The sequence below is a fragment of the Blautia sp. AF17-9LB genome (assembly GCF_003479185.1).
GTDB lineage: Bacteria > Bacillota > Clostridia > Lachnospirales > Lachnospiraceae > Fusicatenibacter > Fusicatenibacter saccharivorans.
On the sequence record NZ_QUGU01000008.1, the window covers coordinates 74539 to 89953 of the forward strand.

The 15415-nt window shown below is 50.7% G+C and carries 15 protein-coding genes; 14 read left to right on the forward strand and 1 reads right to left on the reverse strand.

From position 1 onward, the window contains the following. The first annotated feature begins 119 nt into the window (after window positions 1-119). The 10 genes from DWX00_RS10180 to DWX00_RS10225 all read left to right on the forward strand — a co-directional run bounded on the left by DWX00_RS10180 (window position 120) and on the right by DWX00_RS10225 (window position 9699). Window positions 120-1592, forward strand: a complete 1473-nt coding sequence (locus DWX00_RS10180; RefSeq protein ID WP_055227624.1) for a vWA domain-containing protein — start codon at window positions 120-122, stop codon at window positions 1590-1592. A gap of 87 nt (window positions 1593-1679) precedes the next feature. Beyond that, window positions 1680-3119: an ATP-binding protein gene (locus DWX00_RS10185; protein ID WP_118595162.1), complete on the forward strand. Its 1440-nt coding sequence runs from the start codon at window positions 1680-1682 to the stop codon at window positions 3117-3119. Window positions 3120-3148: 29 nt separating this feature from the next. Continuing rightward, window positions 3149-3886, forward strand: a complete 738-nt coding sequence (gene truA, locus DWX00_RS10190; RefSeq protein WP_118595191.1) for a tRNA pseudouridine(38-40) synthase TruA — start codon at window positions 3149-3151, stop codon at window positions 3884-3886. Between the two features lie 106 nt (window positions 3887-3992). After that, window positions 3993-5321: an electron transport complex subunit RsxC gene (gene rsxC / locus DWX00_RS10195; RefSeq protein ID WP_118595163.1), complete on the forward strand. Its 1329-nt coding sequence runs from the start codon at window positions 3993-3995 to the stop codon at window positions 5319-5321. 13 nt (window positions 5322-5334) lie between these two features. After that, window positions 5335-6291 carry an RnfABCDGE type electron transport complex subunit D gene (locus DWX00_RS10200; protein ID WP_118595164.1) on the forward strand — a complete coding sequence of 319 codons (957 nt, stop codon included), beginning with the start codon at window positions 5335-5337 and terminating at the stop codon, window positions 6289-6291. After that, a complete protein-coding gene (locus tag DWX00_RS10205; protein ID WP_022461370.1) occupies window positions 6288-6926 on the forward strand; it encodes an FMN-binding protein in 639 nt (212 codons plus the stop codon). The genes DWX00_RS10200 and DWX00_RS10205 overlap by 4 nt, the downstream gene beginning before the upstream one ends. Further along, window positions 6923-7627, forward strand: coding sequence for an electron transport complex subunit RsxE (gene rsxE / locus DWX00_RS10210; RefSeq protein ID WP_022461369.1), 705 nt, complete (start codon window positions 6923-6925; stop codon window positions 7625-7627). Before DWX00_RS10205 ends, rsxE begins: the two co-directional genes overlap by 4 nt. Further along, the gene (gene rsxA, locus DWX00_RS10215; RefSeq protein WP_022461368.1) at window positions 7624-8199 is read left to right on the forward strand and encodes an electron transport complex subunit RsxA; all 576 of its coding nucleotides are present in this window, start codon (window positions 7624-7626) and stop codon (window positions 8197-8199) included. The genes rsxE and rsxA overlap by 4 nt, the downstream gene beginning before the upstream one ends. Before the next feature lie 13 nt (window positions 8200-8212). After that, entirely contained in the window at window positions 8213-9007 is a 795-nt protein-coding gene (locus DWX00_RS10220; RefSeq protein ID WP_022461367.1) for an RnfABCDGE type electron transport complex subunit B, read from the forward strand. 191 nt (window positions 9008-9198) lie between these two features. Next, a complete protein-coding gene (locus tag DWX00_RS10225) occupies window positions 9199-9699 on the forward strand; it encodes a heme-degrading domain-containing protein (RefSeq protein WP_022461366.1) in 501 nt (166 codons plus the stop codon). A 113-nt stretch (window positions 9700-9812) separates the two neighbouring features. Here the strand turns inward: DWX00_RS10225 and DWX00_RS10230 are convergent, their stop codons facing one another. Continuing rightward, on the reverse strand, window positions 9813-10703 hold the full coding sequence (locus tag DWX00_RS10230; RefSeq protein ID WP_055219470.1) for an RluA family pseudouridine synthase: 891 nt from the start codon (window positions 10701-10703) through the stop codon (window positions 9813-9815). 257 nt (window positions 10704-10960) lie between these two features. Between DWX00_RS10230 and ftsH the strand changes: the two genes are divergently transcribed. The 4 genes from ftsH to scfA all read left to right on the forward strand — a co-directional run bounded on the left by ftsH (window position 10961) and on the right by scfA (window position 15398). Further along, window positions 10961-12820 carry an ATP-dependent zinc metalloprotease FtsH gene (gene ftsH / locus DWX00_RS10235; RefSeq protein WP_022461128.1) on the forward strand — a complete coding sequence of 620 codons (1860 nt, stop codon included), beginning with the start codon at window positions 10961-10963 and terminating at the stop codon, window positions 12818-12820. A 152-nt stretch (window positions 12821-12972) separates the two neighbouring features. After that, the gene (locus tag DWX00_RS19625) at window positions 12973-14670 is read left to right on the forward strand and encodes a hypothetical protein (protein ID WP_158565830.1); all 1698 of its coding nucleotides are present in this window, start codon (window positions 12973-12975) and stop codon (window positions 14668-14670) included. Between the two features lie 61 nt (window positions 14671-14731). After that, window positions 14732-15124: a TIGR04086 family membrane protein gene (locus DWX00_RS19630; protein ID WP_158554962.1), complete on the forward strand. Its 393-nt coding sequence runs from the start codon at window positions 14732-14734 to the stop codon at window positions 15122-15124. Window positions 15125-15257: 133 nt separating this feature from the next. Further along, the gene (gene scfA, locus DWX00_RS10245) at window positions 15258-15398 is read left to right on the forward strand and encodes a six-cysteine ranthipeptide SCIFF (RefSeq protein ID WP_022461131.1); all 141 of its coding nucleotides are present in this window, start codon (window positions 15258-15260) and stop codon (window positions 15396-15398) included. Window positions 15399-15415 lie beyond the last annotated feature (17 nt).

Genomic DNA, 15415 nt, shown 5'->3' on the forward strand with positions numbered 1-15415 from the left:
TATCATAAAAATATGGTAAAAGTGTGAAAAAAATAACACGATCCAACATTGTCAATGCTCAAAAATGACGATATAATGAGTGCAAGTGAGCCAACGCGGCGAGTAAGGGAGTGAATAAAATGGATGACTGGAGTAGTTTCAGAACGACGACATCCGAACAGCAGCGCCTCCGGGCTGCACTTTCCAGCTTTTGTGAATCGCAGGATCTTCCGGAAGAACAGCGAGCCGCATATACCGCATACCTGCGGAAACGCATTCGTCCCGCTGTCGAAATGCTGATTCGTGAGGATGATTTTTCAAAGCTGGAACGTATTCTGCAGACCGGATGGCTGTCCGATGCAGACCGAAAACGTTTTCTCAACCTTGCCGCCGACCAGCAGAAATGGCAGGCCTTCCACATTCTCCTGAACCGGAACTCACAGGATCCGATGCAGGAGAATACGGAAAGCAGAAAAACAGAAGCTGCGGTTCAGAAAGAAAAGTCCACAAAAGAAAAAGAAGCGCTGGCGCTCCGGCTTTTCGAAGAAGCCCGCAAAAATCTCTGCTGGCTGTACCCGGAACTTGGTGAAGCGATTCTCTTCTTTCGTCATCAGCCGTCCGACAGGACAAAAGCCATCACATCCGACGGTCATACGATATATTTTAACTCCGATTTTGTACTCCGCATGTGTGCCGAAAATTCATCGTTCCTCAAGGAAGGCTATCAGCACCTGCTGCTGGAATGCATCCGCCGGTTTGGGAAAGAAACACCGGAGCCGGAAAAAAAAGAACAGCCCCCGGTTTCATGGCTGATGCCGGAAAAAGAAAAACAGTCTCCGGTTTCATGGCTGGTGCCGGGAAAAGAGCCGGAACTTATCGAGTCTTTTCAATCAGTCTGGGAACGTGCTTCCCGCAAGTTGGCGGAAAACTACGGCACCGGCGGCCTGCGGCGAGGTCAGAACTGCGGTGGAAAAAAAGAAACTCTGTCCGAGATCGAAAAAAGAGCGTACAATTACCGCAGCTTTTTAAAACAATTCACCGTCACCCGTGAGGAGATGGAACTGGATCTCGACAGTTTTGACCCAGTCGCCTACCATTACGGCCTGGAGCACTACGGCAGTCTCCCTTTCATCGAGCCGCCGGAGACGCGGGAAGGAAACCGCCTCGAAGAGCTGGTCATCGCAATCGACACATCCGGCTCGTGCAAAAGAGAAATTGTAGCAAAGTTCCTTGGTGAGACACGCAGCATTCTTGAAGAAAAAGAAAACTTCTTTTCCCGATGGAACGTCTGCCTGATCCAGTGCGACAGCTTCGTGCAGGATGTCACGATGATCCATTCTCCGAAAGAATGGGAAGCTTACCGTGAAACAATTACCATCAAGGGCCGGGGCGGAACCGATTTCCGTCCTGTCTTTCAGAAAGTGGAAGAGTTGCGGAAACAGCATGTATTCCGAAACTTAAAAGCGTTGATCTATTTTACCGACGGAGACGGAATTTATCCCGAACAAAAGCCAGATTACGAGACGGCATTTGTCTTTGTCAGACAGACCGAAAGAATGAATCTTGTCCCCAAATGGGCAAAAAAACTGCTGACAGAAGAATGTACTCTTTGAACACAACTGACAAAAAAGCATCTCGCAAAATCAAACACAGAAAGATTTCGAGAGTACATAAAGAGTGCACAAGATAAGAGAGAACATATGAACATACAAGAAGCAAAAGAGACAATTGAAAAAGCCCTGCGCGCATACTTTGCAAGAGATGAAATTGGTTTTCCGCTGGTTCCCCTCCGGCAGCAGCGTCCCATTCTCCTGATCGGCCCGCCGGGCATCGGAAAAACGGCAATTATGGAGCAGATCGCAGAAGAGTGCGGTGTGGGGCTTGTCGCCTACACGATGACACACCATACGCGTCAGAGTGCCATGGGCCTTCCGGAGATCTGCACACGTGGAATCGAAGGGAAAATGGTACATACAACGGAATACACGATGAGCGAGATCATCGCCTCGATCTATGACTGCATGGAGCAGACCGGAAAGAAGCGAGGTATCCTCTTTCTCGATGAAATTAACTGTGTCTCCGAGACCCTCGCTCCGGTAATGCTGCAGCTTTTGCAGGACAAAAAATTCGGCAATCAGCACATCCCGGATGACTGGCTGATCGTGGCCGCCGGAAATCCGCCGGAATATAATAAATCTGTGCGGGAATTTGATGTGGCAACGCTTGACCGTGTGCGGAAGATCGAGGTGGTTCCCGAGCTTTCCGTGTGGCTTTCCTATGCAGAGAAAAATCAGATCCACGGTGCTGTGACAACGTACCTTATGGCACACAGTGACCATTTTTATTCTGTTTCGCAGGAAGCGGATGAAAAGCGTTTTGTAACGGCACGCGGCTGGGAGGATTTGTCGGCAGTGCTGAAAAGTTATGAAATCCTGAATTTTCCGGTCGACGAAGCACTGATCGGACAATATTTGCAGGAAGAAAAGACGGCGGAGGAATTCAGCTCGTACTACCGGATTTACGAAAAATATGGACAGGATTACGGCGTGGAGGAGATTCTGGCCGGTGCACTTTCCGGAAAAATCAAGGCAGAAAAACAGCAGATGGCGGTAAATGGTTCCGCAGAAGAGCGATCTGTACTGTTGTCTCTGCTTCATGCGGCACTTCGGAAAGAGGCATCCGCCTGTCAGAAGCAGGAGCGCACGGCAAAGGAGCTTTCCGAGTGCTTGCGCCAGTTTACCGGACTTTGCAGGCAGAAAAAAGAAGAAACGTATCGTTCCTGGCTGCGGCAGAAAGAGCAGGGATTTGCAGTGTGCAAACAGCAGGGACTGCTGAAACAGGGCGAGGAAGAAACGAATGCGCGGGTCTTGAAAAAGTTAAAAAAACTCGAGGAGACCGCTAAAAAATGTCGCAAAAACGATCCGGATCAGATGAAAGAGCTTTTTGAAACGGTATGTGAACTGGAACAGGAAAAAGCGGAGAAGGAAGTAAAGGATGTGAAACTGCAGATCCGCCGTGCCGCTGAATTTTTACAGAACAGCTTTCCGGGCGGAGCAGAAGTGGTGCTGTTTGAAGCAAATCTGGCGCGAAGTCCTGCGCTGCGGGTTTTTTTGATTGAGAAAAGCATGGATGCCGAATGATAAGCGGCCACTTTGGAAAGGAGAAAAAGATGAATTATAAAATGATCCTGCAGTACGATGGCACGCGCTATAACGGCTGGCAGAAGCAGGGAAATACGGACAACACGATTCAGGGCAAGCTCGAAACGCTGTTGTCCAGGATTGCAGGAGAGCCGGTGGAGATTCACGGCGCGGGCAGAACCGATGCCGGCGTCCATGCGGCGGGACAGGTCGCAAATGCAAAGTTCCATACCGATCTATCCGATGAAGAACTTCTGCAGACAATCAACCATTATCTGCCGGAAGACATCGAAGTCACCAGCCTCGCGCGGATGCCGGAGCGCTTCCACAGCCGTCTGAATGCGGCGGACAAAACATACGAATACCGTATCGTGATCGATGGCAGAAAGCATGTTTTCGAGCGGAAATACGTGTATTTTCCGGAAGCACCGCTCGATGTGGAAAAAATGAAAGAAGCATCGAAAGCGTTTATCGGAACGTATGATTTCAGGAGCTTCTGTGCCAACAAACGTATGAAAAAATCGACGGTGCGGACGATTACCGGAATTGATTTCTGCGAGAAAGACGGGATTCTTACCATTTCCTATACCGGAACCGGTTTCCTGTACCACATGGTGCGGATCCTGACAGGAACGCTTGTGGAGGCCGGGATGGGAAAACGGGATATCGCATCAATGACGGAGCTTCTCAAAGCAAAAAATCGCGAAAGTGCGGGTTTTCTTGCACCGGCATGCGGACTCCTGTTAAAAGAAGTCCGATATGAATAACCGAAATAATCAGGGCAATGCACCAGCCTTTTTTGCATAAAAAACCGAAAAAAGGCTGTGAATTGATAAATGCAGCATAGAAAAGAGAAAGGATGAGGTGAAAAGCATGTTTCAGAAGAAAAGAAATACTTTTCATGGCGGCGTTCACCCGTACGAGGGAAAAGAGCTCTCCAAGGACAAACCAATTGTCAAAGCGCAGCCGGGCAACTTATTGTATTACGCAGTGTCACAGCACATCGGAGCGCCTGCTGTGCCGATCGTACAAAAGGGCGACCATGTAAAAGCGGGACAGAAAATCGCAGAAGCGGGAGGATTTGTTTCGGCTCCTGTTTACGCATCGGTTTCCGGCACGGTAAAAGGAATTGAGAAAAAAGTTTCCGCAGCCGGTTCCCCGGTAGACAGTATCGTTGTGGAGAACGATGGGTTGTATGAAAAAGAAACATTTGAGGAGTGCCCGCACTGGGAAAAACTCGACGCAGATACGATCCGGAACAAGATCAAAGAGGCCGGAATCGTGGGAATGGGAGGTGCAGGCTTCCCGACACACGTCAAAGTATCCCCGAAAGATCCGTCAGCGATTGACCATATTCTTGTCAACGGTGCCGAGTGCGAACCATATCTGACAAGCGACTACCGCAGAATGCTCGAGGAGCCGGAAAAGGTGATCGGAGGCTTAAAAATCATGCTGCATATGTTCCCGAGGGCAAAGGGAGTCATCTGCATTGAGGACAACAAACCGGACTGTATCGCGAAGTTCCGTGAGCTGGTGCTTCCGGAGGATAACATTGAGGTTCTGGAGCTTAAAACGAAATACCCGCAGGGTGCCGAGCGTATGCTGATCTATGCAGCAACGGGACGAAAGGTAAATTCCTCCATGCTGCCGGCGGACGCGGGCTGTATCGTGGACAACATCGACACCGTAACCGCTATTTACCAGGCAGTCCGCTTCGGTGAACCGCTGATGAGCCGTATCGTTACCGTGACGGGAGATGCAGTACAGAATCCATGCAACTTTGAAGTGCCGGTCGGCATGCTCTTGTCCGAACTTTTAGAGCAGGCAGGCAGTCTGAAACATGAGGCAGCTAAGATCATCTGCGGCGGCCCGATGATGGGAAGAGCATTGTTTACAATGGATGTTCCTGTTACTAAGACAACATCTGCACTGACCTGCCTTACGGAGGATGAAGTATCTGCGCTGGCACCATCTGCCTGCATCAACTGCGGACGCTGCGTTTCCGTCTGTCCGGGTCAGATTCTTCCGGCCCGCCTTTCCGTTTTTGCGGAGCACGGAGAGGAAGAGAAGTTCCTGAAATACGGCGGAATGGAGTGCTGTGAATGTGGCTGTTGTTCCTTTATCTGCCCGGCAAGACGTCCGCTGACGCAGGAAATCAGCTCGATGCGTAAAGTGCTTCTGGCAAAGAGAAAGAAGAAATAGGGGGATCTTACATATGAATGGATTATTACACGTATCATCTTCCCCACACGCGCGGTCCAAGGTGACGACAGACAAAATCATGTTTGCCGTCCTGCTTGCCCTTGCCCCGGCAGCCTGCGTGGGAGTCTGGAATTTCGGCCTTCGGGCACTGCTTTTGATTGCGATTTCGATGGCAGTCTGTCCCCTGACGGAATATCTGTATGAAAAAGGAATGAAGAAACCGGTGACGATTGCCGACGGCAGTGCACTGGTAACCGGCCTTCTGCTGGCCATGAACATGCCGGTGCAGGCGCCTCTTTGGATGCCGGTGATCGGCGGTGTGTTTGCAATTCTCGTCGTAAAACAGCTTTTCGGCGGTCTTGGCCAGAACATTATGAACCCGGCGCTTGCAGGAAGATGCGTCCTTTTGATTTCCTTCCCGGGTCATATGACCAACTTCGCTGCCCCGGCAGCCGCACACCTCGTGGATACCGTATCCGGTGCGACACCGCTCGCCGCAGCAAAAGCAGGAGAGCAGGTGAATCTGCTGTCCATGTTCCTTGGAAATACGGCCGGAACGATCGGTGAGACTTCCGCACTGGCCCTTCTGATTGGCGGCATTTTCCTTGTCTGCATTCATGTGATTGACCTCAATATTCCGCTCATCTACATCGGAACAGAGCTTTTGTTCGCCTTGCTTTTCGGCGGCCACGGTTTTGATATCAACTTCCTTGGCGCGCATCTTTTGGGCGGCGGTCTGATGCTCGGCGCATGGTTCATGGCAACCGATTACGTTACCCGCCCGATCACAAAGAAGGGACAGTATATCTATGCGGTCATTTTAGGTCTTCTGACCGGCGTATTCCGTATCTTTGGAAATTCGGCAGAGGGCGTTTCCTATGCCATCATCTTTACCAACCTTCTGGTTCCGCTCATTGAGCGTGTGACCGTGCCGGTTGGATTCGGAAGAGGAGGCAAGAAAAAAGCATGAACAAAATTATAAAAAACGCACTGATTCTTGCGGCGATCACGCTGATTGCCGGACTGCTTCTCGGGGCGGCACATCAGGTAACCTTAGAGCCGATCCAGAAACAGCAGGAAAAAGAAAAACAGGAATCCTGCCAGAACGTATTCCCTGAGGCAGCTTCCTTTGAAGAAGTAACGATGAGCGATGCAGAACAGGCAGAGCTTACGGCAGCACTGATCGGCCACGGTTTTGAAGCACAGACGATTGACGAACTGCTGCTTGCAAAAGACGCATCCGGCGCAACGATCGGCCTGGTTGAGATCATCTCCACAACCGAAGGCTATGGCGGCGGCATGCAGTTCTCGATGGGAATTGCATCGGACGGAACGACAAAAGGAATCTCTTTCCTGTCACTTTCCGAGACGGCCGGCCTTGGTATGCGTGCCGACACAGACGATTTCAAGAATCAGTTCAAGGATAAAAACGTAGAAGCATTCTCCTACACAAAATCCGGCGCATCCGCGGATGATGAAATCGATGCGCTGAGCGGAGCAACTCTGACAACGAACGCTGTAACAAACGGTGTCAATGCAGGAATCTGCTGTTTTAACTACTGCAACGAATCCGGTCTGCTTTCCGGAGAGGGAGGGAACTCATGAGAAAAGATACGCCGCTGGAACGGCTTTATAATGGTATCATAAAAGAAAACCCGACCTTCGTCATGATGCTGGGTATGTGTCCGACGCTTGCGGTTACCACTTCTGCAAAGAACGGTATCGGCATGGGCCTTGCGACGATGGTCATCCTGACCGCCTCCAACCTGATGATTTCCCTGCTTCGGAAAATCATCCCGGACGGCGTGCGTATGCCAGCATACATCGTTGTTGTGGCATCGTTTGTAACCATCGTGGAATTTTTGATGGAAGGTTTTATTCCGGCACTCTATTCCGCCCTTGGCATCTACATCCCGCTGATCGTTGTAAACTGTATCATCCTGGGACGCGCCGAGGCATATGCTGGAAAACATGGTCCGATCCCGTCTTTATTTGATGGTATCGGCATGGGCCTTGGATTTACCGTCGGCCTGACCCTGATCGGTATGTTCCGTGAGCTGATCGGAGCCGGAACCCTGTTCGGTATCCAGGTAATGCCGAGTGCTTACGAGCCGGTCAACATCTTCATCATGGCGCCGGGTGCATTCCTTGTGCTGGCAATGCTCGTTGCGGTGCAGAACCGCATCAAACGCCAGAAGTCAGAGAAAACCGGAAAACCGGCAGTCCCGGCAGAAGAGACCGGCTGTATGGCGTGCGCCAATAAGGCATACTGCCAGGCTGTGAAAGGAAAGGAGGAAGCGAAATGAAAGAACTGATTTTAATTGCGATCGGTGCGGCGCTGGTGAACAACGTTGTCTTAAGCCAGTTCCTCGGCATCTGTGCTTTCCTCGGTGTTTCCAAAAAGATGGATACGGCGGCCGGCATGGGCGGAGCGGTTATTTTTGTCCTCACGATTTCTTCATTTGTGACAAGTCTGATTTACAAATTTATCCTAGCACCGGCAGAACTTGATTATCTGAAAACGATCGTTTTTATTCTTGTCATCGCGGCGCTGGTACAGCTCGTTGAGATGTTCCTGAAAAAGACGATTCCATCTCTGTACCGAGCGCTCGGCGTTTACCTTCCGCTGATTACAACAAACTGCGCGGTACTCGGTGTGGCACTCATCAACGTACAGAAGGATTACACGATTCTGCAGGGTACGGTTTACGGTCTGGCAACCGCAATTGGCTTTACGATTGCCATGGTGCTGATGGCTGGCCTGCGGGAAAAGATGGAGTACAACGATATCCCGGAGTCATTCAAAGGAATGCCGATCGTTCTTCTTACGGCTATGCTGATGTCAATGGCATTTATGGGATTTTCCGGAATGATCTAGGAGGGATGAAGAGATGAATGGTATTTTAGCAGCCACCCTGATGGTGGGTGGAACCGGCCTTTTGATTGGTATTCTCCTTGGAATTGCCGGAAAGAAGTTTTATGTGGAAGTGGACGAGCGCGAGACGAAGGTCCGTGAAGCGCTGCCGGGCAACAACTGCGGCGGCTGCGGTTACCCGGGCTGTGACGGAGCGGCGGCTGCAGTGGTAAAGGGTGAAGCCCCGGTTTCTGTCTGTCCGGTCGGCGGAGCGCCGGTTGCAGCGGCCGTCGGAGCTATCATGGGACAAAAAGCCGATGTACAGGAGCGCAAAAAAGCAGTGGTACGGTGCGCCGGTACGTGTGACGTGGCAAAGAACAAGTATGAATACACGGGTGCAAGGGACTGCTCCTACGCCGGTTTTGTACCGGGCGGCGGTCCGAAGAGCTGCGGAAACGGATGTCTTGGTTTTGGAAACTGCGTGAAGGCATGTAAGTTTGATGCGATCCATATTGAAAACGGCATTGCCGTTGTGGACGGCGAAGCGTGCAAGGCATGCGGTGCCTGCGTGAAGGCCTGTCCGAGAAATCTGATCGACCTGATTCCGTATGAGCAGAAGATCACGGTGAAATGCCGCTCAACCGAGAAGGGCAAGGCGGTGATGGCAGCGTGTGAGATCGGCTGTATCGGATGTAAGAAGTGCGAGAAGAACTGCCCGTCGGATGCAATTCACGTTGTGGACCAGCGCGCGGAGATCGACCCGGCAAAATGTACAGGCTGCGGCCTCTGCGCGGAGAACTGCCCGCGGAAGTGTATTATGGTAGAAAAATAAAAATGAGAAATTCCATGCTGTGGGAGGGAACTTCTGCGGCGTGGAATTTTTGCTTTTCGGTGATATCGTGTTAGCCAATGCCGGGGGTGGCTGGCTTGACTTGAATTTGGGAAAATGATAAACTGAAAGTCAGAAAATGAGGGGCGAAAAGCTAAAAAAATATAAAATGGCAGAAAGGACGGGGCAAAAGTATGACAATGACAATGGATGAACTGATGAAAGTGCTCGATATGCAGGAGGATATTCTGCAGTTTACGCATTTTACAAATGCAGACGCATGGGAACTGGGAACGATGATCCTGATGGAGGCAAGACGGCGCGGAGCACAGGTTGGCATCATGATCCGCAGAAGCAACGGGGAAGTTGTATTCCAGTATTGCGATAACGGCATTACGCCGCACAATGTGGAGCTGATGAGACGGAAGAGCAATTCGGTGCTTCTGACGGAGCGGAGTTCGCTGCAGCTTTACATGGCAGCGACGAATGCGCCGGAGAGCGTAAAACAGATGGTACTGGACCCGAAGGAATACGCAATGCTGGGCGGAGGTTTTCCGATCTGCGTGGAAGAAGTCGGCGTTGTGGCAACCGTAGCAGTGTCCGGCATGGGACAGGTTTCGGATCATGATGTGATTGTGAAATGCATCAGCAAATATTTGCATATCGATGAAGTACCAAGAATCAGAACTGTATGAAAATGATGATTGAAACTAAATTTTGTGTATGATATAATGTCACCGGCAAAAAGACATGACAGTTCCATCAGGGACAACAAAACCCCCGTGAGCGGCAACTCACGGGGGTTGGTTTATGTCAGCAGGTTTTGCATATCTTCCGGCAGTGGTGCGTGGAAGTTTAAGGGTTCTCCGGTGATCGGATGGACGAAGGAGAGCGATGCAGAGTGAAGTGCCTGGCGGGGGAAAGTGCCGGGAGTTTTGTTATAGAGGGTATCGCCGAGCAGCGGATGGCCGATGTAAGCCATGTGGACGCGGATCTGGTGGGTGCGGCCGGTTTCGAGGTTGAGTTCGAGGTGGGAGAAAACGGAGCAGTGCGCGAGGGTGCGGTAATGGGTTACGGAGCGCTCGCCGGAGGCAAAGTCGACGGTGCGCTGGATGAGGGAGCCGTTGAGGCGGGCGATCGGGGCGTCGATGGTGCCGGATGCAGCGGTTTCGCCGAGGGCGAAGGCCTGATACGTGCGGTGGATTTCGCGGGAGCGCATGGCCTGGGAGAGAACGGCGGCGCTTAAGGCGTGCTTGGCGAGCACGATAAGGCCGGTGGTGTCGCGGTCGAGGCGGTTGATACAGCGGTAGACGAAGGGTTCACCTTTCTGTTCAAAATACCATGCAATGCCGTTTGCCAGCGTATTTTCATAATTTCCAATCGACGGATGAATCGGCGTATCAGCGGGTTTATCCACAACGAGGATGTCGTCATCCTCATACACAACCGAAAACGGAACCGGCCGCGGCAGAATTCCGTCGGAGGGTTCTGTTTCGACAAGGTGCGTTTCGATCACATCCCCGGCGTGCACGGCCTGGCTCGTCCAGGCGCGGACGCCGTTTCGGAAAATGCCGTCCTCTGTGCGTTTTAAGCCCGTAATAATATGGCGCGAATATCCATGCCGGCGGAGAAACCATTCCACAGTCAGATTTTCCCGTTCCTCCTCCGGCGAAACCACATATGTAAACCTGTGTCCCATACACAAAACCTCCGTTTCTATAGCTTTTTTATCGAATGAACCCCGTCATTTCGGGGCAAAATTTCAAAAAGAGACTTTCCCAGTCTTTCGCAAGTATAGCCGAAAACAGATGGAAAAGCAAGAAACTTACCTTTTTATAGCGAAAATATAAAAAAGTATAAAAGTTTCATGAAATGTCAGAATTTGATTGATTTTAGCGAAAGAAAAGTTTATGCTACTAAAAAAGAAAGAAAATCAAGAAACAGGAGGGGATACAGATGAAGCAGGTGCAGAAACCGAAAAAACCCATAATTTTTTATTATGTGGTTGCGCTGATCGTCATTCTGCTGTTAAATCTTCTGCTTTTCCCGAGACTTCTCGAGCCAAAGGTAACAGAAGTTGATTACGGAAAATTTTTGCAGATGGTAGATAACAACGAAATCAGCGAAGTCCAGATCCAGTCAAATGAGATTATTTTCAGCGACAAATCAAGCCCGGCGAATTATTATAAGACGGGTGTGATGAATGATTACAAGCTGGTAGACCGTTTATATGAGGCAGGTATTACCGAATTTGGAACGCCGATCATAGAGCAGATGTCGCCGCTCATGGAATTTCTTTTAACATGGGTAATACCGATCGTTGTGATGGTTGCGCTCGGACAGTGGCTGATGAAACGCATGACGAGTAAGATGATGGGCGGCATGGGAAATGCGATGAGCTTTGGAAAGAGCAACGCCAAGGTTTATGTACAGTCCGAAACCGGCATTAAATTTGCAGATGTTGCCGGAGAGGATGAGGCAAAAGAAATTTTACAGGAGATTGTTGATTTCCTGCATAATCCAAAAAAATATGAAGAAATTGGTGCAAAAATGCCGAAAGGAGCACTGCTTGTCGGCCCTCCAGGAACCGGTAAAACGCTGCTTGCAAAGGCAGTAGCCGGAGAGGCAAATGTTCCGTTCTTCTCCATTTCCGGCTCCGAGTTCGTCGAGATGTTCGTCGGCATGGGAGCTGCAAAGGTGCGTGACCTGTTCCAGCAGGCAAACGAGAAAGCACCGTGTATCGTCTTTATCGATGAGATCGATACCGTCGGCAAAAAACGTGACGGCGGCGGATTCTCCGGAAACGACGAGCGTGAGCAGACCCTGAACCAGCTGCTTGCCGAGATGGATGGATTCGATGGAAAGAAAGGTGTTGTCATTCTGGCAGCGACGAACCGTCCGGATTCCCTGGACCCGGCACTTCTTCGTCCGGGCCGTTTCGACCGCCGTGTGCCGGTTGAACTGCCTGACTTAAAAGGCCGTGAGGAAATCCTGAAAGTCCATGCGAAAAACATCCGCGTGGGCGACAATGTCGATTACAATGCGATCGCACGTATGGCATCCGGTGCTTCTGGTGCAGAACTTGCCAATATGATCAACGAGGCAGCACTCCGTGCCGTCCGTGATGGAAGAAAATTCGTCACCCAGGCGGATCTGGAGGAGAGCGTTGAGGTTGTCATCGCCGGATACCAGAAGAAGAATAAGATCATGACCGACAAAGAGAAACTGATCGTTTCCTACCACGAGGTCGGCCATGCACTCGTCGCAGCACTGCAGAGCCATTCCGCTCCGGTTACGAAGATCACCATTATCCCGCGTACGTCCGGCGCCCTCGGCTATACGATGCAGGTGGATGAAGATGAGCACAACCTGATGAGCCGCGAAGAGCTGGAAAACAAGATTGCAACGCTGACCGGCGGCCGTGTGGCAGAGGATCTGGTGTTCCATTCCATCACGACAGGTGCTTCGAACGATATCGAGCAGGCAACGAAGGTGGCAAGATCCATGATCACCCGCTTCGGTATGAACGAGGAATTTGGTATGGTTGCATTTGAGACGGTAACGAACCAGTACCTCGGCGGTGACACTTCCCTGGCATGCTCCGAATCGACAGCAGCACAGATTGATGAGAAGGTTGTTGCAGCAGTCAGAAAACAGTACGACAAAGCAGAGCAGCTCTTAAAAGATAACATGCCGAAACTCCACGAGCTGGCAAAATATCTGTATGAGAAAGAGACAATCACAGGTGATGAGTTTATGGAAATCCTGAATTTATCCCCGGATCAGCTCACGACAACGAGAATGGAAACAAACTAAAAAGCGATAAAAGCAGATGAGAATCCCGCGTTTCAAGGCGACTTCAGCCTTGCGCGGGATTCTTTCTTGTGCTATAATGCTGTAATGCGAAATTATGACACAAAAAGACAGATTTTTTTAGGATAGACCAAGAGAACATAAGGAGAAACGCAATGAAGAAAAAACAGGCATGGAAAGTGATGGGTGCTGTCCTTGCGGGCACACTGGTATTTTCCGATGCAGTTCCGCTCCGTGCCAGCGCATCGGCAGGAACGGAAAAAAGCGCAGTACAGAACGAAACTGTCTCCGGAACGGAGAACGGTACAGAGACAAAACGGGCAGCCGTTTATGTGAATCTGAAAACCGGCGATGATACGGCAGACGGTACAACGGCAGAGACAGCAGTAAAAACCGTGGAAAAAGCACAGGAGCTTCTTGCGGTTGCAGCGGCAGAACTGCAGGCGGACGGGAAAACAACCGAAAAAAACACTGCTGCAGATACCAGCAAAACGGCAGCGGAGGAAGCAGCAGAAAAATATCTGGTATTCGTCGGAATGGATGAAAAAGAGCTGGAAACGTATCGAAAGAAACAGCAGAAAACAGACTTCAGGGGAAGAGTAACAGATACCGTTTTTGCGGCAGATGAAATCGTGGTGACAGAAGCCGGATATGAGGCTGTTCTGGCAGCAGAAAAAGCAAAAGAAACGGTTTCGGAAACACCAACGCTTGCGCCAGGCGAGTCTCCGGCACCGGATGCGGCAGAAGATACCGTAACACCAACTCCGGGTCCGACGGAAACGCCGGATGCAGAGCCAACCGCAGAACCAACGGTGACCCCGGACGCAGAACCGACGGAAACGCCGGACGCAGAGCCGACCGTAACGCCGGCGGAGGAACCAACGGCAACTCCGACACCGGATGCGGACAACGGAGAAGATACAGGGGATACACCAACGGCAGCGCCGACACCGGATGCGGAACCGACCGTAACGCCGGAAGTAACTCCGACGACAGCACCGGGCGAGAATACCGATGACAGTGAAAATCCGGAGAATCCGGAAACTCCGGCAGAAGATCCAACCGTGACACCTGCCCCGGATGATACAGCAAAAGACGATCCTGCAGCAGATGATACAAACCAGGACGATACAAACCAGGATAACCAGAACGGAACGGGAAATGATGCATCATCGGACCAGTGGAAACAGGATGAAAATCTGGATGACCTTGTAAAAGATGAAATTCAGAAAGAAAACGAAACCGTAAAAAATTTCGATGAAATTTCCAATCCATCCGGTACGGACAGCACAGAAGACGGCTATCTGATCTCCAATGTCTCTCTTTTGATCCAGCCGGTGGCAGTAAGTCTGTCCAGAAGCCTTGTATCAGAGGAGCAGACGGAAACAGCAGAAGCTGAGACGGCGGACGAAGGCGAGCATGAACTGCTTGCAGCTGCAGAGCAGAAATCCAACCTGAGTGCAGGTGAAATGACAGCAAGTGCAGCCGATGACGTAAGTACGCTGCGTGCCGCAGGAACGATCCTTGTAGGACCGGACAACTACGGAACGAATAAGACATCCACTCCGACTCCGACAGCCACACCGTCGAAGAGCAGCAGTAACAACAGCTCTTCCAATTCCAATACCGGAAGCACAAAGATTCCGCAGAAGAAGACACAGACCACTGTAAGCATCCGCAGCATCCCGGTCAACACCGGCGATGAGACGATGGTGCTTCCGCTGGCGATCAGCTCCGCACTTTCTGCAGCCGTTATGTTCTGCATGGCATTCCTTCAGATGCAGGCGAAACGCGCAAAGAGCATGGCCGCATGGCTGGAATTCAAAAAGAATCATCCGTTTGACGAAAAATAAAGAAACAGGCATATCCGGAAAAGCCATTCCATACATTTACAGTATGGGAGGGCTTTTTCTTATGGAAGAAAAGAAAACATGGGCGGTGGGTGCGGGCAGCGGGATCAGCTGGCTGAAGGCTCTTCTCGTTTCCTATCTGATCTCGGTGCTTCTTCTTTTGCTGCTGTCTTTCCTGCTCTGGAAATTTTCCTGGAAGGAAAGCTGGGTGCAGGCGGGCATTGTGGTGATCTATCTGGCATCAAGCTTTTCCGGCGGAAGAATGGCAGGAAACATGGCGGGAAAACGGCGGTTTCTCTGGGGCATCTGCTTTGGAATCGTGTATTTTGCCATTCTGATCATCGTCTCCGCAGTCTTCCTGCCGGGCGGATTTGCCGGAGCCGGAAGACTTCTGTGGGCGGCAGCAGTCTGTGCCGTCGGCGGAATGGCAGGCGGAATGACGGCACACGGCAGATAAAAGCGGACAAAACAGAACATTTTTTCAAAAAACAGACTTTTAAATTTGAAAAACCTATGCTATAATGGGAAGAGCTAATGGCCGAAGACTATAAAAAAGTCGCGCGTCAACTACAATGAAGGAGGAATGTGCCATGAAACACATCAAAACTTTAAATACAAAAAGCTTACAGAACACTGTAAAAAAAGGTGGATGCGGTGAGTGCCAGACATCCTGCCAGTCCGCATGTAAGACTTCTTGCACCGTAGGCAACCAGAGCTGCGAGCATAAGTAAAAGTAATCCATAAGGAC

What these genes read in the sequence shown, in the direction of transcription:
- DWX00_RS19630 (WP_158554962.1), top strand. Translation starts at nt 14,732, where the DNA reads ATGGAAGAAAAGAAAACATGGGCGGTGGGTGCGGGCAGCGGGATCAGC.
- DWX00_RS19625 (WP_158565830.1), top strand. Translation starts at nt 12,973, where the DNA reads ATGAAGAAAAAACAGGCATGGAAAGTGATGGGTGCTGTCCTTGCGGGC.
- DWX00_RS10220 (WP_022461367.1), top strand. Translation starts at nt 8,213, where the DNA reads ATGAATGGTATTTTAGCAGCCACCCTGATGGTGGGTGGAACCGGCCTT.
- DWX00_RS10180 (WP_055227624.1), top strand. Translation starts at nt 120, where the DNA reads ATGGATGACTGGAGTAGTTTCAGAACGACGACATCCGAACAGCAGCGC.
- DWX00_RS10225 (WP_022461366.1), top strand. Translation starts at nt 9,199, where the DNA reads ATGACAATGACAATGGATGAACTGATGAAAGTGCTCGATATGCAGGAG.
- DWX00_RS10200 (WP_118595164.1), top strand. Translation starts at nt 5,335, where the DNA reads ATGAATGGATTATTACACGTATCATCTTCCCCACACGCGCGGTCCAAG.
- scfA (WP_022461131.1), top strand. Translation starts at nt 15,258, where the DNA reads ATGAAACACATCAAAACTTTAAATACAAAAAGCTTACAGAACACTGTA.
- DWX00_RS10230 (WP_055219470.1), bottom strand. Translation starts at nt 10,703, where the DNA reads ATGGGACACAGGTTTACATATGTGGTTTCGCCGGAGGAGGAACGGGAA.
- DWX00_RS10185 (WP_118595162.1), top strand. Translation starts at nt 1,680, where the DNA reads ATGAACATACAAGAAGCAAAAGAGACAATTGAAAAAGCCCTGCGCGCA.
- rsxE (WP_022461369.1), top strand. Translation starts at nt 6,923, where the DNA reads ATGAGAAAAGATACGCCGCTGGAACGGCTTTATAATGGTATCATAAAA.
- truA (WP_118595191.1), top strand. Translation starts at nt 3,149, where the DNA reads ATGAATTATAAAATGATCCTGCAGTACGATGGCACGCGCTATAACGGC.
- rsxA (WP_022461368.1), top strand. Translation starts at nt 7,624, where the DNA reads ATGAAAGAACTGATTTTAATTGCGATCGGTGCGGCGCTGGTGAACAAC.
- rsxC (WP_118595163.1), top strand. Translation starts at nt 3,993, where the DNA reads ATGTTTCAGAAGAAAAGAAATACTTTTCATGGCGGCGTTCACCCGTAC.
- DWX00_RS10205 (WP_022461370.1), top strand. Translation starts at nt 6,288, where the DNA reads ATGAACAAAATTATAAAAAACGCACTGATTCTTGCGGCGATCACGCTG.
- ftsH (WP_022461128.1), top strand. Translation starts at nt 10,961, where the DNA reads ATGAAGCAGGTGCAGAAACCGAAAAAACCCATAATTTTTTATTATGTG.